Source organism: Ensifer sp. MJa1 (assembly GCF_037026475.1).
Lineage (GTDB): Bacteria > Pseudomonadota > Alphaproteobacteria > Rhizobiales > Rhizobiaceae > Ensifer.
The window spans coordinates 49631-68554 of sequence record NZ_JAKUMO010000009.1; the positions used below are offsets into that span (position 1 = coordinate 49631).

The following is an 18924-nucleotide window of genomic DNA, read 5'->3' on the forward strand; positions in this document are numbered from 1 at the left end:
CTAGGACCAGCTTGCAAAGAAGCCGGGGCCGGCCTTGGCGCGGATCTCTTCGCCGGCCTTCTGGCCCAGCGCCTCGGCGTCGGCTGTCTTGCCCTCGATCTCCACGCGATGATGCGTCTGGCCGTCCGGCGTGAGGATCATGCCGGAAAAGCGCAGATGCTTGCCGTCGGAGGTGGCGAGGCCGGCGATCGGTGTGCGGCAGGAGCCGTCGAGTGTGGCAAGGAAGCCGCGCTCGCAGGCAACCGCCTCGTGGGTGCGCGCATCGTCGATGGCCGCAAGCAGGTCGTTGATGCGGCTATCGCCGATCCGGCTCTCGATGCAGATTGCGCCCTGCGCGGGTGCCGGCGGAAACGCTTCCGGATCGAGCAGTTCGGTTGGAACGTCGGTCATGCCAAGCCGCTTCAGGCCGGCATAGGCGAGAAGCGTCGCATCCACCTGGCCTTCGGCAAGCTTTCGAAGTCGGGTTTCCACCTGGCCGCGATAGGTGATGACGTTGATATCGGGCCTGAGCCGACGGATCAGCGCCTGGCGGCGCAGCGACGACGAACCGACGGTCACGCCCTCAGGCAGGTCCATCAGTTTCGGCGCCGTACGGCCGATGAAGGCGTCGCGAACATCCTCGCGCGGCAGATAGGCGGAAAGACAGAGTCCATCCGGCAGTTTCGTCGGCATGTCCTTCGACGAGTGCACGGCGAAATCGAGCTCGCCCGACAGCAATTGCTGTTCGATTTCTTCGGTAAACAGGCCCTTGCCGCCGATCTCTGCGAGCGAGCGATCGGTGATGCGATCACCCTTGGTCGAGAGGATGACCACCTCGAACATTTCCGGCGAAAGACCATGCACTGCGGCGAGGCGATCGCGCGTTTCATGGGCCTGGGCGAGCGCCAGCGGGCTGCCGCGCGTGCCGATCCGGAAAGGTTTTGTTTGCATCAAAGGCTATCCATTGTTACCGGAGTTCCGTGTACCCACCTTTCGGTGCGACCGCAATCTTTGAGTAGTTCCTGATGTCTCCGCCCCTGCGCATCCTCGGCATAGAAACAAGCTGCGACGAAACCGCCGCTTCCGTCATTCTGCGCGATTCCGACGGCAAAGGACATATTCTCGGTGACGTCGTTCTGAGCCAGCTGGAAGAGCACAGCGCCTATGGCGGCGTGGTTCCGGAGATCGCGGCGCGCGCCCACGTGGAAGCGCTCGACACGCTGATCGAGGAGGCGCTGTTGCGCGCCGGCGTCACGCTGTCCGACATCGATGCCATCGCTGCGACAAGTGGTCCCGGTCTGATCGGCGGCTTGATTGTCGGTCTGATGACCGGCAAGGCGATCGCGCGCGCAACGGGCAAGCCGCTCTATGCGGTCAACCATCTCGAGGGCCATGCGCTGACGGCACGGCTGACGGATGGACTGCCATTCCCCTATTTGATGCTGCTCGTCTCGGGCGGCCACACCCAACTGATCCTCGTCAAAGGTGTTGGCGAGTACGAGCGCTGGGGCACGACGATCGACGATGCGCTCGGTGAAGCCTTCGACAAGACGGCGAAGTTGCTCGGGCTTCCCTATCCGGGCGGTCCGGCGGTCGAGCGGGCGGCGCGCACGGGCAACCCGGAACGGTTCAATTTTCCGCGGCCGCTCGTCGGCGACGCCAGGCTCGACTTTTCCTTCTCGGGGCTGAAGACGGCCGTGCGTCAGGCGGCGCAATCGCTGGAACCGGTGACCGATCAGGACATCGCCGACATCTGCGCCTCCTTCCAGCGGGCGATCTCGCGCACGCTGAAGGACCGGGTCGGGCGCGGCCTGAAGCGCTTCAAGGCGGAGCATGCCTCGGTCGAAAAACCGGCACTCGTCGTTGCCGGTGGGGTTGCCGCCAACCAGGTGCTGCGGGCGACGCTGCAGGAACTTTGCGACAAGAACGGTTTCGCGTTCATCGCCCCGCCGCATGCGCTCTGCACCGACAATGCGGCGATGATCGCCTGGGCGGGGGCGGAACGTCTCGCCGCGGGCATGGCGGCGGATGGCCTCGATGTCGCGCCGCGCTCGCGCTGGCCGCTCGACGCCCAAGCACAGACGCTGCTCGGCTCCGGCAAGCGCGGCGCCAAGGCATAGTGAATTCAGTCAGGACATGACGGATAGCGAATGAACGATACCTCCAAACTCGGGCCGAAGATCGTCGTGGTCGGCGCTGGCGCCTTTGGCACGGCCCTTGCTGCAGTCGCGGCGTCGGGCGAAGGCAGCGATGTGACGCTTCTGGCGCGCCGCGCCGAGATCGCGGAAGCCTGCCGCAATACCGGTCGCAACGAAGAGGCTCTGCCCGGCATCGATCTGCCGCCGGCATTGAAGCACACGGCCGATGCCGCGGTGCTTGCCGATGCGGAAATCGTGCTCTTCGTCATGCCGTCGCAGGCGCATCGGGCCGCCGCGCGCCAGTATGGCCGCGTCATCAATGCGACCGCCACCATCGTTACCTGTGCCAAGGGCATGGAGCAGGCGACCGGCCGGTTGCTGACCGATGTGCTGGCGGAAGAACTGCCCGGCCATTCGATCGGCGTGCTCTCCGGTCCCGGTTTTGCCGCCGATATCGCCAAGGGGTTGCCGACCGCGATGGTCGTCGCCGCGGCCGATACTTCGACGGCGACATGGCTGGCCGAGGCGCTCTCCTGTCCGACATTCCGGCTTTATCCGTCCGAGGATCGCATCGGCGTGCAGCTCGGTGGCGCGCTCAAGAACGTGCTGGCGATCGCCTGCGGCATTGTCGAGGGCGCCGGCCTTGGCGACAGCGCCCGCGCCGCGCTGATTGCGCGCGGGCTTGCCGAGATGTCGCGTTTCATCGTCGCCGAGGGCGGCGAGGCGGATACGGTGCGCGGTCTGTCCGGCCTCGGCGATCTCGTGCTTACGGCAACCAGCCACCAGTCGCGCAACCTGCGTTTCGGCATTGCGCTCGGCAAGGACGGCCGCGCCGGCGCGCGAAAGGGTGAACTGGTCGAAGGCGCCTTTGCCGCATCGGTTGCCGCGCGTGTCGCCCATGACCTCGGCGTCGAAATGCCGGTCACGGAAGCGGTCGCGGCGATCATCGACGGCAAGCTCGACGTCCGCTCGGCACTCGAACAATTGATGTCCCGCCCGATCACCCAGGAATGAACGGGTCGGCAGGATGACGAAACGTGCAATGCGGTTTTCCGACCGCATCCCGCGCTAAACGACAACTTCAGGAGGAAGCATGCTCTTCGCACTTCATTGCACCGACAAGCCAGGCGCGCTGCAGCTTCGGCTCGATACCCGCCCGGATCACGTCGCCTATCTCAACGACCTCAATGCCAAGGGCATTCTGAAGATGGCAGGCCCGTTCCTCGGCGACGACGGCAAGCCGACCGGAAGCCTGGTCATTGTCAAGGCCGAGACGCTCGAGGAAGCCCGCGCGATCGCCCAAGCCGACCCCTATGCCAAGGCAGGACTCTTTTCAAACGTCGAGATCAAGGCCTTCAACTGGGTCTTCAACAATCCGGAGGCTTGAGGCGCGATGGCATTCTGGCTTTACAAGTCCGAGCCCTTCAAATGGTCCTGGCAGATGCAGAAGGATGCCGGCGCCAAGGGCACCGAATGGACCGGGGTGCGCAACTATCTGGCGCGCAACAACATGCGGGCGATGCAGATCGGCGACAAGGGTTTCTTCTATCATTCGAACGAAGGGCTCGAGATCGTCGGCATCACCGAGGTCTGTGCGCTATCGCATCCGGATTCGACCGCCGAGGGTGATGCCCGATGGGACTGCGTCGATATCCGCGCGGTGATGGATGTGCCGCGCCCGGTGACGCTGAAGGAGATCAAGGACAATCCGAAGCTCGCCAAGATGTCGCTCGTCACGTCCATGCGCCTGTCGGTGCAGCCGGTGACCGAGGACGAGTGGATCCAGGTCTGCCGCATGGGTGGCTTCGACAACCCGCCGCGCTAGCCTTGAGTTACGCGTGATCTGTCCGAAAACCGGTTTCCGCTTTTCGCACCACGCTCGGAGTGTTTCTTGAAGACCGATCCGGAGAGCTTCATCCTCGCCAACACCGACGAACTTTCGCCGCCGCATGTGCCGGAGATCCGCCTCTATCTCGCAACCGAGGCGCATGATCTCTGGCTGAAGACGGAAGAAGAGCTCGAGGCGATCGGCCTGCCGCCGCCGTTCTGGGCCTTTGCCTGGGCCGGCGGGCAGGGGCTGGCCCGCTACATCCTCGACCATCCGGAGGTGGTGCGCGGACGCCGTGTCGTCGACTTTGCCTCCGGATCGGGATTGGTGGCGATTGCCGCAATGAAGGCGGGGGCTGCCTCGGTGCTTGCCGCCGACATCGATCCGTGGGCGGAAACGGCGGTCCGGCTCAATGCCGAACTCAATCAAGTGGCCGTTGCCTATACGGGAGAGGATATCACCGGCCGCGATCTGGATGCCGATGTCTATCTCGCCGGCGATGTCTTCTACGACAAGGCCTTCGCCGATCGGCTGAAGCCATGGTTTTCATCTCTTTCGGCCGGGGGAGCCACCGTCATTGTCGGCGATCCCGGCCGCTCCTATTGCCCGCGCGAGATGATGACGGCGCTTGCAACCTACGAGGTGCCGGTGACCCGGGCACTGGAAGACAGCGAGGTCAAGCGCACGACCGTCTGGCACTTCGGCGCTCCCGAGCCGGTTTCCGCGGGCGGTTGACAGCCCCAGCGCCATCGATTCCAATCCGCCCAAAACGGGGGAAACGAACATGGCATTTGCGGGCATGAACTATCTCGCGGTGTTGATCGCCGCCATCGCGGCCTTTGCACTTGGCGCGATCTATTACGGTATCCTTGGCAAGCCCTGGATGAAGGCGGCCCGCATCGATCCAGCCGGCGCGCAGATGTCGCCGGTGCTTTTCGCCATATCCTTCGGGTCGGAACTGGTGATGGCAATCATGGTCGCAGGCACTGTCGGCCATCTTGGGCCGGGACAGGTGACACTCGTCAACGGTGTCGCTTCCGCCTTCTTCCTCTGGCTCGGCTTCGTTGCGACCACCATCGTCGTCAATCATCGCTATCAGGGCTTTGGCTGGGACCTGACGCTGATCGACGGCGTGCACTGGTTGCTGGTGCTCCTCGCCATGGGCGCGATTATTGGCGCCATGGGCGTATGATTTCTTGCCTGTGATGGCGGCCGGACTAGCCGGCCATCTGGGTGGCTATCGCCGGATCACGCAGACGCCGTGCTCGTAAGAGCAGGAACTGTTCATGTTCTTCGGCGTGACGTTGATGATCTTGCCGCGATTGCCCTGTGGCGGCTGCGTGTAATCGCCGTCGTCCGAGTAGACGTAGTTGCCTTCGACATTGATGTAGATGCCGTTGCCCGGGTCGCTATAGGCGGAAATACCGCCGCCATAGGTGCCGATGCCCGAGATGCTGTCCGGAAAATCGTCACCGCCATAGCTTCCCCGGCCGTAGCTATAAGGGCGGCCGCTGGTCGTCCAGATCTCGCGCCCGGCCCGGTCTCGGATCCATCCACCACCGTTGCCCCAACGCTCGGCATAGGGCCCGGGATAGGGGCGGTATCCAGGAAAGCGGTTGTGGCGCGTGCGGGTCTGCGGTTCCGACAAGCCGTCATAGATGCCCGGGCGGCCATCGTTGCGGCGGCCACCGGATGTCCAGATGTCGCGCCCCGCCCGGTCGCGCATCCATCCGCCGCGGTGTCCGAAGCGATCGGTATAGGGGCCGTCATAGTAGCGGTATCGGGGCAGACGGTTGTGTCTTGTGCGGATCTGCGGTTCCCGCAGGCCGTTGTCCGACACCCAGTCACGGCGCGGTATGCCGTTGCGGCCCCAGCTGCCACGGTGGCCCATGCGGTTGAAATTGTAGCGCGGATAGAAGCGGTGCGAATTCATGCGGACATGGTTGGTGCGCATCTGCACGCCGCGTGATCCGCCCCAGTCTCGGGCCTCCAGGGGAATGATGGTCGTGGCGACGAAAAGGCCGGCAAGCGCTAGCACTTTGATCGCATGGATTGCCCTGAACAGAGTCATTCTGTCCGCCCTCCGGATAACGCTTAACAAATCGTTAAAGCCACTCTCTGCCAAATTCGCCGGAAAGTCACGGATTTGCTTATGCTTTTCGTCGCTATCGTTAATGGATGCGGATGTCTCACCGAGGCCGGTAAATGGCGCTTTTCGTCTAATCGATTAAATTGATTTTGCACCGCAAACACACTTGTCGTTAAGCCTTATGGTGATTAAAGGTCCGAATGACTGAATTGTGCACAATCAGGTGCGATACCGGACTAAAATCGTCCAGTTTTTTGGGCGGAAATCCGGGCATTCCGTGAGGTTCCGATGACGGATGTCACAAGAAGCCGGCCACTTTCGCCGCATCTTCAAATCTATAAGCCGATCCCGACAATGGTCATGTCCATTGTGCACCGCATCACCGGCGGCGCTCTCTATTTCGGCACAATCCTCGTCGCGTGGTGGCTGATCGCCGCTGCGTCCGGCGCGGCCTATTACGACTGGGTCAGTTGGCTGTTCGGTACCTGGATCGGCAAGCTGGTGCTGTTCGGCTATACCTGGGCGCTGGTGCATCACATGCTCGGCGGCCTGCGTCACTTCATGTGGGATCTTGGCTACGGCTACGAGAAACACTTCGCTACCAAGGTGGCCAAGGCGACGATCATCTGTTCGGTGGCGCTGACGCTGCTGATCTGGGTGGTCGGCTATCTCGTCCGCTAACTGAGAGGAAAGACACCCATGGATATGCGCACTCCTCTCGGCAAGGTTCGCGGTCTTGGCTCGGCCAAGGAAGGCACCGACCACTTCTGGCGCCAGCGCCTGACGGCGGTCGCCAACGTTCCGCTCCTGATCTTCTTCGTCATCTTCCTCGTTCGCTACGCCGGTGCACCCTATGCGGACGTCGTTGCAGCGCTTGCGAACCCCTTCGCGGCGGTCGTCATGGCGCTCGTCGTGCTCTCGGGCCTCATCCACATGCGCCTCGGCATGCAAGTGATCATCGAGGACTACGTGCACGGCGAAGGCATGAAGATCGTGCTTCTCATGCTCAATACGTTTTTCACGATCGCGGTTGGCGGGCTCTGTCTCTTCGCCATCCTGAAGATCGCTTTTGCAGGGTAATTTCGCCATGGCATCGAACAGTTCACCCGCTGCAAACGGCAAGGCCTACCAATATGTCGATCACGCCTTCGACGTCGTCGTCGTCGGTGCCGGTGGCGCCGGCCTGCGCGCGACCCTCGGCATGGCCGAGCAGGGCCTGAAGACCGCCTGCATCACCAAGGTCTTCCCGACCCGCTCGCATACGGTTGCCGCCCAGGGCGGCATCGCCGCCTCGCTGCAGAACATGACACCCGACAGCTGGCAGTGGCACCTTTACGACACCGTCAAGGGCTCCGATTGGCTCGGCGACGTCGACGCCATGCAGTATCTCGCCATGGAAGCGCCGAAGGCGGTCTACGAGCTCGAGCACTACGGCGTGCCGTTCTCGCGCAACGCCGAAGGCAAGATCTACCAGCGGCCGTTCGGCGGCCACATGCAGAACTATGGTGAAGGCCCGCCGGTACAGCGCACCTGTGCCGCCGCCGACCGCACCGGCCACGCCATCCTGCACACGCTCTACGGCCAGTCGCTCCGCAACAACGCCGAGTTCTTCATCGAGTATTTCGCGCTCGACCTGATCATGTCGGATGACGGCCGCTGCACCGGCGTCGTCGCCTGGAACCTCGACGACGGCACGATCCATCGCTTCTCCGCCAAGATGGTGGTGCTGGCGACCGGCGGTTACGGCCGCGCCTATTTCTCGGCGACCTCGGCGCACACCTGCACCGGTGACGGCGGCGGCATGATCGCGCGTGCCGGCCTGCCGCTGCAGGATATGGAGTTCGTCCAGTTCCACCCGACCGGCATCTACGGCGCGGGCTGCCTGATCACCGAAGGCGCACGCGGCGAAGGCGGTTATCTCGTCAATTCCGAAGGCGAGCGCTTCATGGAGCGTTATGCCCCTTCGGCCAAGGACCTTGCCTCGCGTGACGTCGTTTCGCGCTGCATGACGATGGAAATCCGCGAAGGCCGTGGCGTCGGCAAGAACAAGGACCACATCTTCCTGCACCTCGATCACCTCGATCCGGCGGTCCTGCACGAGCGCCTGCCGGGCATTTCGGAATCGGCCAAGATCTTCGCCGGCGTCGACGTGACGCGCGAGCCGATCCCGGTTCTGCCGACGGTGCACTACAACATGGGTGGCGTGCCGACCAACTACTGGGGCGAGGTCCTGAACGCCGACAGCCAAAACCCGGAGCGCATCGCGCCCGGCCTGATGGCCGTCGGCGAAGCCGGCTGCGCCTCGGTGCACGGCGCCAACCGTCTCGGCTCCAACTCGCTGATCGACCTCGTGGTCTTCGGCCGCGCTGCTGCCATCCGCGCCGGCCAGGTGATCGATCGCAACGAGGCGGTGCCGGAACTCAACAAGGCTGCCTGTGATCGCATCATGGATCGCTTCGACCGCCTGCGTAACGCCAATGGCGGAACGCCGACGGCGGTGCTGCGCGAAAAGATGCAGCGCGCCATGCAGGAAGACGCCGCCGTCTTCCGCACCCAGGAATCGCTGGAATCGGGCTGCAAGCGCATTTCGGCGATCTGGAAGGAACTGCCTGACATCAAGGTCACCGACCGTTCGATGATCTGGAACTCCGACCTCGTCGAGACGCTGGAACTCGAAAACCTCATGGCCAACGCCATCACGACGATCTATGGCGCCGAAGCGCGCAAGGAGAGCCGTGGCTCGCACGCCCGCGAGGACTTCACCGAGGGCCCGCTCGGCGGCCGCGACGACGTCAACTGGCGCAAGCACACGCTCGCCTGGGTGAACGAAGCGGGCGACGTCAAGCTCGACTATCGCCCCGTCCATACCGACCTGATCGCCGAAGGCATTGATCCCAAGAAGATCGAGCCCAAGGCCCGCGTTTATTGAGGTAGATGTTGTCAGCCCAAGCCGTCCCGTTCACCGTTTTGGTAATGGCAGGCGCCTCGACGCTGGCGGGATGCTCGTATCTCTTCAAGAGTGGCGTCGAGGGCAGCTTTACGGAGTCCGGGCGCCCACTTTTGGGTTATGTGACTTCGCGGGACGAAAAGGTACGCGGCGCCCTCGCTCTCGGCTCTGCCGAAAAACAAGAGTGCAGGGGCCGCTACGAGGTAGCACAAGAAGGCACGTCGATATTTGGTTTGTCCATCAAAGACCAGGTCTACCGGGGACAGATCTATTGCCTCGATGGTCGAGTGGGCAACTTCGAGCTAGTTTCGGCGAAAAAGGGACGTACGGGTTCGATCAAAGGTGAAATTGGCGGCAAGGCATTTCAGGCTCATCTGGTCGAACAGAGAGGCGAAGAATGCGACAACGACGAATGCCGTTGGGGCGTGAAGTGGACGTATGAGAGCGAGCGCAGGGATATGCAGACCTACACCAGGGTCGAGGTTGAGCATAAAGCGCGGCTTGGGACGCCAATCACTTCCGACGCAATTTTCTCAGCTAATTTTATGTAAGGACTAAGACAGATGGTTGAACTCGCTCTGCCGAAGAATTCGCAGATGACGGAAGGCAAGGTCTGGCCGAAGCCGCAGGGCGCGACCAACGTTCGCGAATACCGCATCTACCGCTGGAACCCGGACGACGGCGCCAATCCACGCATCGATACCTTCTACATCGATGTCGACGATTGCGGCCCGATGGTGCTCGACGGTCTGCTCTACATCAAGAACAAGATCGACCCGACGCTGACCTTGCGCCGCTCCTGCCGCGAAGGCATCTGCGGCTCCTGCGCCATGAACATCGACGGCACCAACACGCTCGCCTGCACCAAGGGCATGGACGAGGTGAAGGGTGCGGTGAAGGTCTATCCGCTGCCGCACATGCCGGTCGTCAAGGACCTGGTGCCGGACCTCACCAACTTCTACGCCCAGCACCGCTCGATCGAGCCGTGGCTGAAGACGGTGTCGCCGACGCCGGCCAAGGAATGGAAGCAGAGCCACGAGGATCGCCTGAAGCTCGACGGCCTCTACGAGTGCATCCTGTGCGCCTGCTGCTCGACCTCCTGTCCGAGCTATTGGTGGAACGGCGACCGCTACCTCGGCCCGGCCGTGCTGCTGCAGGCCTACCGCTGGCTGATCGATAGCAGAGACGAAGCGACCGGCGAGCGTCTCGACAATCTCGAGGATCCCTTCCGCCTCTATCGCTGCCATACGATCATGAACTGCGCCCAGGCCTGTCCGAAGGGTCTGAACCCGGCGAAGGCGATCGGCGAAATCAAGAAGATGCTGGTCGAACGCCGCGTCTGAGCGACGGCCACAATTTGATTGCGAAAACGGCGGGTCCCTGGTCCGTCGCTTTCATTTCGATCTCGCCGACGGTTCCGGTCGAGCAATCCTCGATTGTGGGATGCATTCTGGCAGGCCGTCGCTCGCAACCTTCTGGTCGGGTCGCATGTGGCGCAGGCCGTCTTGCGCCTGGCCGGACGTTTCAATCCTGCAACAGGTCGCCAGGAATCGTCGTCCCTTGATTTGTCAGGTGGATTTGCTGTATTTCGGCCTATATTATCGCGTTGCATCATGGTTCGCGACACGAACAGGAGTAGGGATATGCGGGTTATTCATGCGGCGGCGGGGCTGGCAGTTGTGCTTGCGCTGACCGGATGCCAGCGGACATCGATGGGCGGTTTCGGTTCCCAGGATGTTTCACCTGCTCCTCTCCAGGCCGCACCCGTTGCGTCGGTTTCCGCAAACCAGCTTCCGGCGCCGAGCGGCAACACGTCGCAATTCCCGGCTGCACCGGCGAGCGGCACGGCTGTTGCCGGCGGCGCGGTTCAGCAGCCCGGCACGCAGGTGGCCGCAGCTGCCGGCGGCGGTCTTGATGTCACCAAGGAATCGATGGTCGGCAACTGGCGCGTATCCAGCGCCGGCTCTTCCTGCGACATGTTCCTGACGCTGACCAATCTCGGCTCCGGCTCGCGCGGCGGTACACGCGGCTGCGCCGGCGAGCTGACGGCGATGGGCTCCTGGGAAGTGGCCGGCAAGCAGGTCGTGCTCAAGGATCGCGCCGGCAACGCCATCGCGCGGCTCTACAAGACGGCCGATGCCCGGTTCGACGGTTCGACCAACGGCGGCCAACCGGTCAGCCTCAGCCGCTGACGCCCCAATCCAGCCCGGTCTCGCACCGGGCTTTTGTTTTCCGGCTCCTCTCGGGTGAGACGTGCTTAATCCTGACGACAGTATCTACCGCAAGCTCGATGCGCTCGTTGCGAGCGGCGAGCGGCAGCGCGATCCGGCGCAGTTTTCGATCGCTCGCCGGTTCGATCACCTTTCCGCCGAGCTGCTCGCCAGCCGCCCATCGCGCAAGACCAATGCGCTCGGCTGGCTGTTTGCCTCGCGCAAGAAGGACCATCCGCCGGTCAAGGGGCTCTACATCCATGGCGGTGTCGGTCGCGGCAAGACCATGCTGATGGACCTGTTCTTCGACACGGTGCCGATCCAGCGCAAGCGCCGGGCCCATTTCCACGAGTTCATGGCCGATGTGCACGAGCGCATCTTCAAGCACCGCCAGAAGCTCAAGAACGGTGAAACGAAACAGGCTGATCCGATCCCGCCGGTTGCCTCAGAGCTCTTCGGCGAGGCGCGACTGCTCTGCTTTGACGAGTTCACGGTGACCGATATCGCCGACGCGATGATCCTTGGGCGGCTGTTCGGTGAACTCTTCGCCAAGGGCTGCGTGCTGATTGCTACCTCCAACGTTGCACCCGACGATCTCTATCGCGACGGGCTTAACCGCGGGCTCTTCCTGCCGTTCATCGATCTGCTCAAGGCGAATACCGAGATCATCTCGCTCGACACCGATACCGACTACCGACTGACCAAGACCGACGGCAGTCCGGTCTGGCTGTCGCCACTTGGGTCCGACGCGGATGCGGCGATGGCGCGGGCCTGGGCGAGCGAGACCCGCAATGCGCTGGTTGCTCCCGCCGAGGTGCCGCGCAAGGGCCGCAAGATCTCCGTGCCTGCCGCTTCCGGCAAGAGCGCCCGCTTCAATTTCTCCGACCTTTGCCAGCAGCCGCTCGGCGCTGCCGACTATCTGGCGATCCTCGAACGCTACTCGACGATCTTCGTCGACCACATACCGCAACTCGGGCCGCATATGCGCAATGAAACCAAGCGCTTCATCCTGCTCGTCGACACGCTCTACGATAACGGCGCCCGGCTTTTCGCCTCGGCAGCCGCCGAGCCGCAGAATTTGCTGACGCAAAAGAAGGGGACCGAAGGCTTCGAATTTGATCGTACGGTGTCGCGCCTGATCGAGATGCAAAGCGAGGAATATGCCGCCGCGCACCCTGCAAATGTTGCGATTTCGTGACGCAGTTGTGACGGAAATTCTTACGTTTACGTAAGAATTTTATGATCTAACCGATTGAAATTACTTCATCAAAAAGTATCGATTGATATTTTAACGATTGCCGTTTAATGGCTTCCGCGAAGGTTTGGCGTTTGCCGCGTTTCAGGCCTCGATCATATTGGGATCACAAAGGAAGCACTTTCATGGCTCGCAACAAGATCGCACTTATCGGTTCAGGGATGATTGGTGGCACGCTGGCGCATCTCGCCGGCCTGAAGGAACTGGGCGACATCGTCCTCTTCGACATCGCCGACGGCATCCCGCAGGGCAAGGGCCTCGACATCGGCCAGTCCTCCCCGGTCGAAGGCTTCGACGTGAACCTGACCGGTGCCAGCGACTACGCCGCCATTGAAGGCGCCGATGTCTGCATCGTCACCGCCGGCGTCGCCCGCAAGCCGGGCATGAGCCGCGACGATCTTCTCGGCATCAACCTCAAGGTCATGGAACAGGTTGGCGCCGGCATCAAGAAGTATGCTCCGAACGCCTTCGTCATCTGCATCACCAACCCGCTCGACGCCATGGTCTGGGCGCTGCAGAAGTTCTCCGGCCTGCCGAAGAACAAGGTCGTCGGCATGGCCGGCGTTCTCGACAGCGCGCGCTTCCGCCTGTTCCTCTCCCAGGAATTCAACGTTTCGGTCCAGGACGTCACCGCCTTCGTTCTCGGCGGTCACGGCGACACCATGGTGCCGCTCGCCCGCTACTCGACCGTTGCCGGCATTCCGCTGACCGACCTCGTGCAGATGGGCTGGGTCACCAAGGAGCGCCTCGAAGAAATCATCCAGCGCACCCGTGACGGCGGCGCCGAAATCGTTGGTCTGCTCAAGACCGGTTCGGCCTACTACGCCCCGGCCGCTTCGGCGATCGAGATGGCCGAAGCCTACCTCAAGGACAAGAAGCGCGTTCTGCCCTGCGCCGCGCACCTGACCGGCCAGTACGGCGTCAAGGACATGTATGTCGGCGTTCCGACCGTCATCGGTGCTGGCGGTGTCGAGCGCATCATCGAGATCGATCTCAACAAGGCCGAGAAGGAAGCGTTCGACAAGTCGGTCGCTTCGGTCGCCGGTCTTTGCGAAGCCTGCATCGGCATTGCGCCGAGCCTCAAGCAGTAGTCGCCTCCCGTCGGGCGGGCGCTCGCATCCACCCGACCTCTTTGTTTTTGCCGCATTGGTGCGGGTAGGTGCCCCACCTGCCCGCACAATGCTCCAGACAGGAAAAACACCATGAACATTCATGAATATCAGGCCAAGGCTCTCCTGAAGAGCTATGGCGCACCGGTCGCGGAAGGTGTCGCGATCTTCTCCGCCGACGAGGCAGAAGCTGCTGCCAAGTCGCTGCCGGGCCCGCTTTACGTGGTCAAGAGCCAGATCCATGCCGGCGGCCGCGGCAAGGGCAAGTTCAAGGAACTTTCCGCCGACGCCAAGGGCGGTGTTCGTCTTGCCTTCTCGATCGATGAAGCCAAGTCTCACGCCAAGGAAATGCTCGGCAACACGCTCGTCACCGCCCAGACCGGCCCGGCCGGCAAGCAGGTGAACCGCCTCTACATCGAGGACGGCGCCGACATCGAGCGCGAACTCTATCTGTCGCTGCTCGTCGACCGCTCGGTCGGCCAGGTTGCCTTCGTCGTTTCGACCGAAGGCGGCATGGACATCGAGGCTGTTGCGCACGACACGCCGGAAAAGATCGTCAACGTCGCGATCAACCCGGAAGCCGGCGTCACCGCCGCTGATCTCGCCAAGCTCACCGCGGCGCTGAAGCTCGACGGTGAAGCCAAGGCCGACGCCGAAAAGCTCTTCCCGATCCTCTACAAGGCCTTTGTCGAGAAGGACATGAGCCTGCTCGAGATCAACCCGCTGATCGTCATGAAGAACGGCCGCATGCGCGTTCTCGATGCCAAGGTTTCGTTCGACGGCAACGCGCTCTTCCGCCACGACGACATCAAGGCACTGCGCGACGAAACCGAAGAAGACGCCAAGGAAATCGAGGCCTCCAAGTGGGATCTCGCCTATGTGGCGCTCGACGGCAACATCGGCTGCATGGTCAACGGCGCTGGCCTTGCCATGGCGACGATGGACATCATCAAGCTTTACGGCAAGGAGCCGGCGAACTTCTGTGACGTCGGCGGCGGCGCCGGCAAGGAGAAGGTCGCGGCAGCCTTCAAGATCATCACGGCCGACCCGAAGGTCGAGGGCATCCTCGTCAACATCTTCGGCGGCATCATGAAGTGCGATGTCATCGCTGAAGGCGTCGTTGCGGCCGTACAGGAAGTCGGCCTCAAGGTTCCGCTGGTCGTTCGTCTCGAAGGCACGAATGTCGAGCTTGGCAAGAAGATCCTGAACGAATCCGGCCTGGCGATTACCGCCGCCGACGATCTGGACGATGCTGCCAAGAAGATCGTCGCCGCGATCAACGGCTAACTGAAGGACCAGACCACATGTCGATTCTCGTCAACAAGAACACCAAGGTCCTCGTTCAGGGCCTGACCGGCAAGACCGGCACCTTCCATACCGAACAGGCGCTCGCCTATTACGGCACGCAGATGGTCGGTGGCATCCACCCGAAGAAGGGCGGCGAAACCTGGACCGGCTCCAAGGGCGAAAGCCTGCCGATCTTCGCCTCGGTTGCCGAAGGCCGTGAAAAGACCGGTGCGGACGCATCCGTGATCTACGTTCCGCCGGCAGGTGCCGCGGACGCGATCATCGAGGCGATCGATGCGGAAATCCCGTTCATCACCTGCATCACCGAAGGCATCCCGGTTGCCGACATGGTGCGCGTCAAGGCTCGCCTCGACCGCTCCAAGTCGCGCCTGCTTGGCCCGAACTGCCCCGGTATCCTGACGCCGGAAGAATGCAAGATCGGCATCATGCCGGGCTCGATCTTCCGCAAGGGTTCGGTCGGCATCGTCTCGCGCTCCGGTACGCTGACCTATGAAGCCGTGTTCCAGACCTCCAACGAGGGCCTCGGCCAGACGACGGCTGTCGGCATCGGCGGCGACCCGGTCAAGGGCACCGAGTTCATCGACGTGCTCGAGATGTTCCTGGCGGACGAAGCCACGACCTCGATCATCATGATCGGCGAAATCGGCGGCTCGGCCGAAGAAGATGCGGCGCAGTTCCTCATCGACGAGGCCAAGAAGGGCCGCAAGAAGCCGATGGCCGGCTTCATCGCGGGCCGTACCGCGCCGAAGGGCCGCACCATGGGTCACGCCGGCGCCGTCGTTTCCGGCGGCAAGGGTGATGCCGAATCCAAGATCGCAGCGATGGAGCAGGCAGGCATCCGCGTGTCGCCGTCGCCGGCCCGTCTCGGCAAGACGCTGGTCGAAGTCCTCAAGGGCTGATCCTGAACAAGGCAGCCGGAGCTGGCCAGTTCAGCCCCGGCGCCGCACTTGCGATGCAAGCATGGCGCAGACCTTGCGCCGAACGAACATGAACGACCGGGAACACCCGGCAACCCAACTTCAGTCAGGAGGCGGACAGAAAACGTCCGCGTGAGACCATGACAAGGCAAGAGGCCAACGAGCAATTCCAGCTCACTTCCTTTCTGGACGGCGCCAACGCCGCCTATATCGAGCAGCTCCAAGCACGCTATGAAACGGATCCGGCGTCCGTGTCGCCCGAATGGCAGGCCTTCTTCAAGGCGCTCGCCGACCGGCCGGAAGATGTGGTGAAGGCAGCCAAGGGCGCCTCCTGGAAAAAGAACAACTGGCCGATCCCGGCCAATGGCGAACTGGTCTCGGCGCTCGATGGCGACTGGGGCACGGTCGAAAAGGTCATCGAAAAGAAGGTCAAGGCGAAGGTTGAAGAAGCCGCCGCCGCTGCCGGCACGCCCGCAAGCGCTGCGGATATCCAGCAGGCGACCCGCGATTCGGTTCGCGCCATCATGATGATCCGCGCCTACCGCGCCCGTGGCCACCTGCATGCCAAGCTCGACCCGCTGGGCCTCGCCGCTCCGGTCGAGGACTACAACGAGCTTTCGCCTTCGAACTACGGGTTCGAGGAAAAGGATCTCGACCGCAAGATCTTCATCGACAACGTGCTCGGCCTCGAATACGCGACCGCGCGCGAGATGGTCGAAATCCTCGAGCGCACCTACTGCTCGACGATCGGCGTCGAATTCATGCACATGTCCAACCCGGAAGAGAAGGCCTGGATCCAGGAACGCATCGAAGGGCCGGACAAGGGCGTCGACTTCACGCCTGAAGGCAAGAAGGCCATCCTGCAGAAGCTGATCGAGGCCGAAGGCTTCGAGCAGTTCATCGACGTCAAGTACAAGGGCACCAAGCGCTTCGGTCTTGACGGCGGCGAGTCGCTGATCCCGGCGCTCGAGCAGATCATCAAGCGCGGCGGCCAGGAAGGCCTGAAGGAAATCGTTCTCGGCATGGCCCACCGCGGCCGTCTGAACGTGCTGTCGCAGGTGATGGCGAAGCCCCACCGCGCCATCTTCCACGAGTTCAAGGGCGGCTCCTACGCGCCTGACGACGTCGAAGGTTCGGGTGACGTGAAGTACCACCTCGGTGCCTCCTCCGACCGCGAATTCGACGGCAACAAGGTTCACCTGTCGCTGACGGCAAACCCGTCGCACCTTGAAATCGTCAACCCGGTTGTCATGGGCAAGGCCCGCGCCAAGCAGGACCAGATGGCGACCGTCTTTGAAGGCGACATCATTCCGCTTCGCGAGCGCTCGAAGGTCATGCCGCTCCTGCTGCATGGCGACGCCGCCTTCGCCGGCCAGGGTGTCATTGCCGAAATCCTCGGCCTCTCCGGTCTGCGCGGCCACCGCGTTGCCGGCACGGTGCACGTCATCATCAACAACCAGATCGGCTTCACCACCAATCCGGCCTTCTCGCGCTCGTCGCCCTATCCGTCCGACGTCGCCAAGATGATCGAAGCGCCGATCTTCCACGTCAACGGCGACGATCCGGAAGGCGTCGTCTACGCGGCCAAGATCGCGACCGAATTCCGGATGAAGTTCCACAAGCCGGTCGTCATCGACATGTTCTGCTACCGTCGCTTCGGCCACAACGAAGGTGACGAGCCGGCGTTCACGCAGCCGAAGATGTACAAGGTCATCCGCGCCCACAAGACGGTCGTCCAGCTCTATTCGGACCGGCTGATCTCCGAGGGCCTGATCACCGAAGGCGAAGTCGAGAAGATGAAGGCCGACTGGCGCGCCCATCTCGAGCAGGAGTTCGAGGCAGGCCAGTCCTACAATCCGAACAAGGCTGACTGGCTCGACGGCGCCTGGTCGGGCCTGCGCTCGGCCGACAACCAGGACGAGCAACGTCGTGGCAAGACCTCGGTGCCGATGAAGCAGCTGAAGGAAGTCGGCCGCAAGATCTCCGAGATCCCGGCAGGTTTCAGCGCACACCGCACGATCCAGCGCTTCATGGAAAACCGCGCCAACATGATCCAGACCGGCGAGGGCGTCGACTGGGCCATGGCCGAAGCGCTCGCTTTCGGCACGCTCGTCACCGAAGGCACCAAGATCCGCCTGTCCGGTCAGGACTGCGAACGCGGCACCTTCTCGCAGCGCCATTCCGTGCTCTACGATCAACAGAGCGAAGAGCGCTACATCCCGCTTGCCAACCTGTCGCCGACCCAGGCCCGCTACGAAGTCATCAACTCGATGCTTTCGGAAGAGGCGGTTCTCGGCTTCGAATACGGTTACTCGCTTGCCCGTCCGAATGCGCTCACCCTCTGGGAAGCCCAGTTCGGCGACTTCGCCAACGGTGCACAGGTCGTCTTCGACCAGTTCATCTCGTCGGGCGAACGCAAGTGGCTGCGCATGTCGGGTCTCGTCTGCCTGCTGCCGCACGGCTATGAAGGCCAGGGTCCGGAGCACTCCTCCGCCCGCCTCGAACGCTTCCTGCAGCTCTGCGCCGAAGACAACATGCAGGTCGCCAACGTCACGACGCCGGCGAACTACTTCCACATCCTGCGCCGTCAGGTGAAGCGCGACTTCCGCAAACCGCTGGTGCTGATGACGCCGAAGTCGCTGCTGCGCCACAAGCGTGCGGTCTCCAGCCTGTCGGAAATGGCCGGCGAGAGCTCGTTCCACCGCCTGCTGTGGGACGATGCGGAAGTGATCAAGGATGGTCCGATCAAGCTGCAGAAGGACTCGAAGATCCGTCGCGTCGTGCTCTGCTCGGGCAAGGTCTACTACGACCTGCTCGAAGAACGCGAAAAGCGCGGCATCGACGACATCTACCTGCTGCGCGTCGAACAGCTTTATCCGTTCCCGGCCAAGGCGCTGATCAACGAGCTCAGCCGCTTCCGCAACGCGGAGATGGTCTGGTGCCAGGAAGAGCCGAAGAACATGGGTGCCTGGTCGTTCATCGACCCGTATCTCGAGTGGGTTCTCGCCCATATCGACGCCAAGTATCAGCGCGTGCGCTACACCGGTCGTCCGGCTGCCGCATCGCCGGCGACGGGCCTGATGTCGAAGCACCTGGCGCAGCTTGCCGCCTTCCTCGAGGACGCGCTGGGGGGCTGATGCTCCC

General features: G+C 62.8%; 19 protein-coding genes. 17 read left to right on the forward strand and 2 right to left on the reverse strand.

Going from position 1 to position 18924, the window contains the following annotated elements:
* On the reverse strand, positions 1-930 hold the full coding sequence (hemC, locus tag MKZ91_RS14155) for a hydroxymethylbilane synthase (protein ID WP_336171533.1): 930 nt from the start codon (positions 928-930) through the stop codon (positions 1-3).
* 74 nt (positions 931-1004) lie between these two features.
* On the opposite strand from hemC, the gene tsaD reads away from it, so the two are divergent.
* The 6 genes from tsaD to MKZ91_RS14185 all read left to right on the forward strand — a co-directional run bounded on the left by tsaD (position 1005) and on the right by MKZ91_RS14185 (position 5137).
* The gene (gene tsaD, locus MKZ91_RS14160) at positions 1005-2099 is read left to right on the forward strand and encodes a tRNA (adenosine(37)-N6)-threonylcarbamoyltransferase complex transferase subunit TsaD (protein WP_336171535.1); all 1095 of its coding nucleotides are present in this window, start codon (positions 1005-1007) and stop codon (positions 2097-2099) included.
* A 30-nt stretch (positions 2100-2129) separates the two neighbouring features.
* On the forward strand, positions 2130-3131 hold the full coding sequence (locus MKZ91_RS14165) for an NAD(P)H-dependent glycerol-3-phosphate dehydrogenase (RefSeq protein ID WP_336171537.1): 1002 nt from the start codon (positions 2130-2132) through the stop codon (positions 3129-3131).
* Between the two features lie 79 nt (positions 3132-3210).
* Positions 3211-3504: a YciI-like protein gene (locus MKZ91_RS14170; RefSeq protein ID WP_336171539.1), complete on the forward strand. Its 294-nt coding sequence runs from the start codon at positions 3211-3213 to the stop codon at positions 3502-3504.
* Between the two features lie 6 nt (positions 3505-3510).
* Entirely contained in the window at positions 3511-3942 is a 432-nt protein-coding gene (locus tag MKZ91_RS14175; protein WP_336171542.1) for an EVE domain-containing protein, read from the forward strand.
* A 66-nt stretch (positions 3943-4008) separates the two neighbouring features.
* The gene (locus tag MKZ91_RS14180) at positions 4009-4680 is read left to right on the forward strand and encodes a class I SAM-dependent methyltransferase (protein ID WP_336171544.1); all 672 of its coding nucleotides are present in this window, start codon (positions 4009-4011) and stop codon (positions 4678-4680) included.
* A gap of 49 nt (positions 4681-4729) precedes the next feature.
* A complete protein-coding gene (locus MKZ91_RS14185; protein ID WP_336171546.1) occupies positions 4730-5137 on the forward strand; it encodes a DUF1761 domain-containing protein in 408 nt (135 codons plus the stop codon).
* 45 nt (positions 5138-5182) lie between these two features.
* Here the strand turns inward: MKZ91_RS14185 and MKZ91_RS14190 are convergent, their stop codons facing one another.
* Positions 5183-6016, reverse strand: a complete 834-nt coding sequence (locus tag MKZ91_RS14190; RefSeq protein WP_336171547.1) for a hypothetical protein — start codon at positions 6014-6016, stop codon at positions 5183-5185.
* A gap of 306 nt (positions 6017-6322) precedes the next feature.
* Here MKZ91_RS14190 and sdhC point away from each other — a divergent pair, with 306 nt between their 5' ends.
* The 11 genes from sdhC (at position 6323) to MKZ91_RS14245 (ending at position 18917) form a co-directional block, all read left to right on the forward strand.
* Positions 6323-6715, forward strand: a complete 393-nt coding sequence (gene sdhC / locus MKZ91_RS14195) for a succinate dehydrogenase, cytochrome b556 subunit (protein ID WP_336171549.1) — start codon at positions 6323-6325, stop codon at positions 6713-6715.
* Positions 6716-6733: 18 nt separating this feature from the next.
* Positions 6734-7114: a succinate dehydrogenase, hydrophobic membrane anchor protein gene (gene sdhD, locus MKZ91_RS14200; protein ID WP_336171551.1), complete on the forward strand. Its 381-nt coding sequence runs from the start codon at positions 6734-6736 to the stop codon at positions 7112-7114.
* 7 nt (positions 7115-7121) lie between these two features.
* Positions 7122-8963 carry a succinate dehydrogenase flavoprotein subunit gene (gene sdhA, locus MKZ91_RS14205; RefSeq protein WP_336171554.1) on the forward strand — a complete coding sequence of 614 codons (1842 nt, stop codon included), beginning with the start codon at positions 7122-7124 and terminating at the stop codon, positions 8961-8963.
* 5 nt (positions 8964-8968) lie between these two features.
* Positions 8969-9532, forward strand: coding sequence for a hypothetical protein (locus MKZ91_RS14210; RefSeq protein ID WP_336171556.1), 564 nt, complete (start codon positions 8969-8971; stop codon positions 9530-9532).
* Positions 9533-9544: 12 nt separating this feature from the next.
* On the forward strand, positions 9545-10324 hold the full coding sequence (locus tag MKZ91_RS14215; protein ID WP_065374169.1) for a succinate dehydrogenase iron-sulfur subunit: 780 nt from the start codon (positions 9545-9547) through the stop codon (positions 10322-10324).
* Positions 10325-10624: 300 nt separating this feature from the next.
* Complete coding sequence (locus MKZ91_RS14220; protein ID WP_336171560.1) at positions 10625-11173, forward strand: protease inhibitor Inh/omp19 family protein; 549 nt, start codon at positions 10625-10627, stop codon at positions 11171-11173.
* Between the two features lie 61 nt (positions 11174-11234).
* Complete coding sequence (zapE, locus tag MKZ91_RS14225) at positions 11235-12389, forward strand: cell division protein ZapE (protein WP_336171561.1); 1155 nt, start codon at positions 11235-11237, stop codon at positions 12387-12389.
* Between the two features lie 182 nt (positions 12390-12571).
* Complete coding sequence (gene mdh / locus MKZ91_RS14230; protein WP_065774031.1) at positions 12572-13537, forward strand: malate dehydrogenase; 966 nt, start codon at positions 12572-12574, stop codon at positions 13535-13537.
* A gap of 111 nt (positions 13538-13648) precedes the next feature.
* Entirely contained in the window at positions 13649-14842 is a 1194-nt protein-coding gene (gene sucC, locus MKZ91_RS14235; RefSeq protein ID WP_336171562.1) for an ADP-forming succinate--CoA ligase subunit beta, read from the forward strand.
* Positions 14843-14859: 17 nt separating this feature from the next.
* Positions 14860-15762 carry a succinate--CoA ligase subunit alpha gene (sucD, locus tag MKZ91_RS14240; protein WP_034802559.1) on the forward strand — a complete coding sequence of 301 codons (903 nt, stop codon included), beginning with the start codon at positions 14860-14862 and terminating at the stop codon, positions 15760-15762.
* Positions 15763-15920: 158 nt separating this feature from the next.
* Positions 15921-18917, forward strand: a complete 2997-nt coding sequence (locus MKZ91_RS14245; protein ID WP_336171565.1) for a 2-oxoglutarate dehydrogenase E1 component — start codon at positions 15921-15923, stop codon at positions 18915-18917.
* Positions 18918-18924 lie beyond the last annotated feature (7 nt).

What these genes read in the sequence shown, in the direction of transcription:
- hemC (WP_336171533.1), bottom strand. Translation starts at nt 930, where the DNA reads ATGCAAACAAAACCTTTCCGGATCGGCACGCGCGGCAGCCCGCTGGCG.
- tsaD (WP_336171535.1), top strand. Translation starts at nt 1,005, where the DNA reads ATGTCTCCGCCCCTGCGCATCCTCGGCATAGAAACAAGCTGCGACGAA.
- MKZ91_RS14165 (WP_336171537.1), top strand. Translation starts at nt 2,130, where the DNA reads ATGAACGATACCTCCAAACTCGGGCCGAAGATCGTCGTGGTCGGCGCT.
- MKZ91_RS14170 (WP_336171539.1), top strand. Translation starts at nt 3,211, where the DNA reads ATGCTCTTCGCACTTCATTGCACCGACAAGCCAGGCGCGCTGCAGCTT.
- MKZ91_RS14175 (WP_336171542.1), top strand. Translation starts at nt 3,511, where the DNA reads ATGGCATTCTGGCTTTACAAGTCCGAGCCCTTCAAATGGTCCTGGCAG.
- MKZ91_RS14185 (WP_336171546.1), top strand. Translation starts at nt 4,730, where the DNA reads ATGGCATTTGCGGGCATGAACTATCTCGCGGTGTTGATCGCCGCCATC.
- MKZ91_RS14190 (WP_336171547.1), bottom strand. Translation starts at nt 6,016, where the DNA reads ATGACTCTGTTCAGGGCAATCCATGCGATCAAAGTGCTAGCGCTTGCC.
- sdhC (WP_336171549.1), top strand. Translation starts at nt 6,323, where the DNA reads ATGACGGATGTCACAAGAAGCCGGCCACTTTCGCCGCATCTTCAAATC.
- sdhD (WP_336171551.1), top strand. Translation starts at nt 6,734, where the DNA reads ATGGATATGCGCACTCCTCTCGGCAAGGTTCGCGGTCTTGGCTCGGCC.
- sdhA (WP_336171554.1), top strand. Translation starts at nt 7,122, where the DNA reads ATGGCATCGAACAGTTCACCCGCTGCAAACGGCAAGGCCTACCAATAT.
- MKZ91_RS14210 (WP_336171556.1), top strand. Translation starts at nt 8,969, where the DNA reads ATGTTGTCAGCCCAAGCCGTCCCGTTCACCGTTTTGGTAATGGCAGGC.
- MKZ91_RS14215 (WP_065374169.1), top strand. Translation starts at nt 9,545, where the DNA reads ATGGTTGAACTCGCTCTGCCGAAGAATTCGCAGATGACGGAAGGCAAG.
- MKZ91_RS14220 (WP_336171560.1), top strand. Translation starts at nt 10,625, where the DNA reads ATGCGGGTTATTCATGCGGCGGCGGGGCTGGCAGTTGTGCTTGCGCTG.
- mdh (WP_065774031.1), top strand. Translation starts at nt 12,572, where the DNA reads ATGGCTCGCAACAAGATCGCACTTATCGGTTCAGGGATGATTGGTGGC.
- sucC (WP_336171562.1), top strand. Translation starts at nt 13,649, where the DNA reads ATGAACATTCATGAATATCAGGCCAAGGCTCTCCTGAAGAGCTATGGC.
- sucD (WP_034802559.1), top strand. Translation starts at nt 14,860, where the DNA reads ATGTCGATTCTCGTCAACAAGAACACCAAGGTCCTCGTTCAGGGCCTG.
- MKZ91_RS14245 (WP_336171565.1), top strand. Translation starts at nt 15,921, where the DNA reads ATGACAAGGCAAGAGGCCAACGAGCAATTCCAGCTCACTTCCTTTCTG.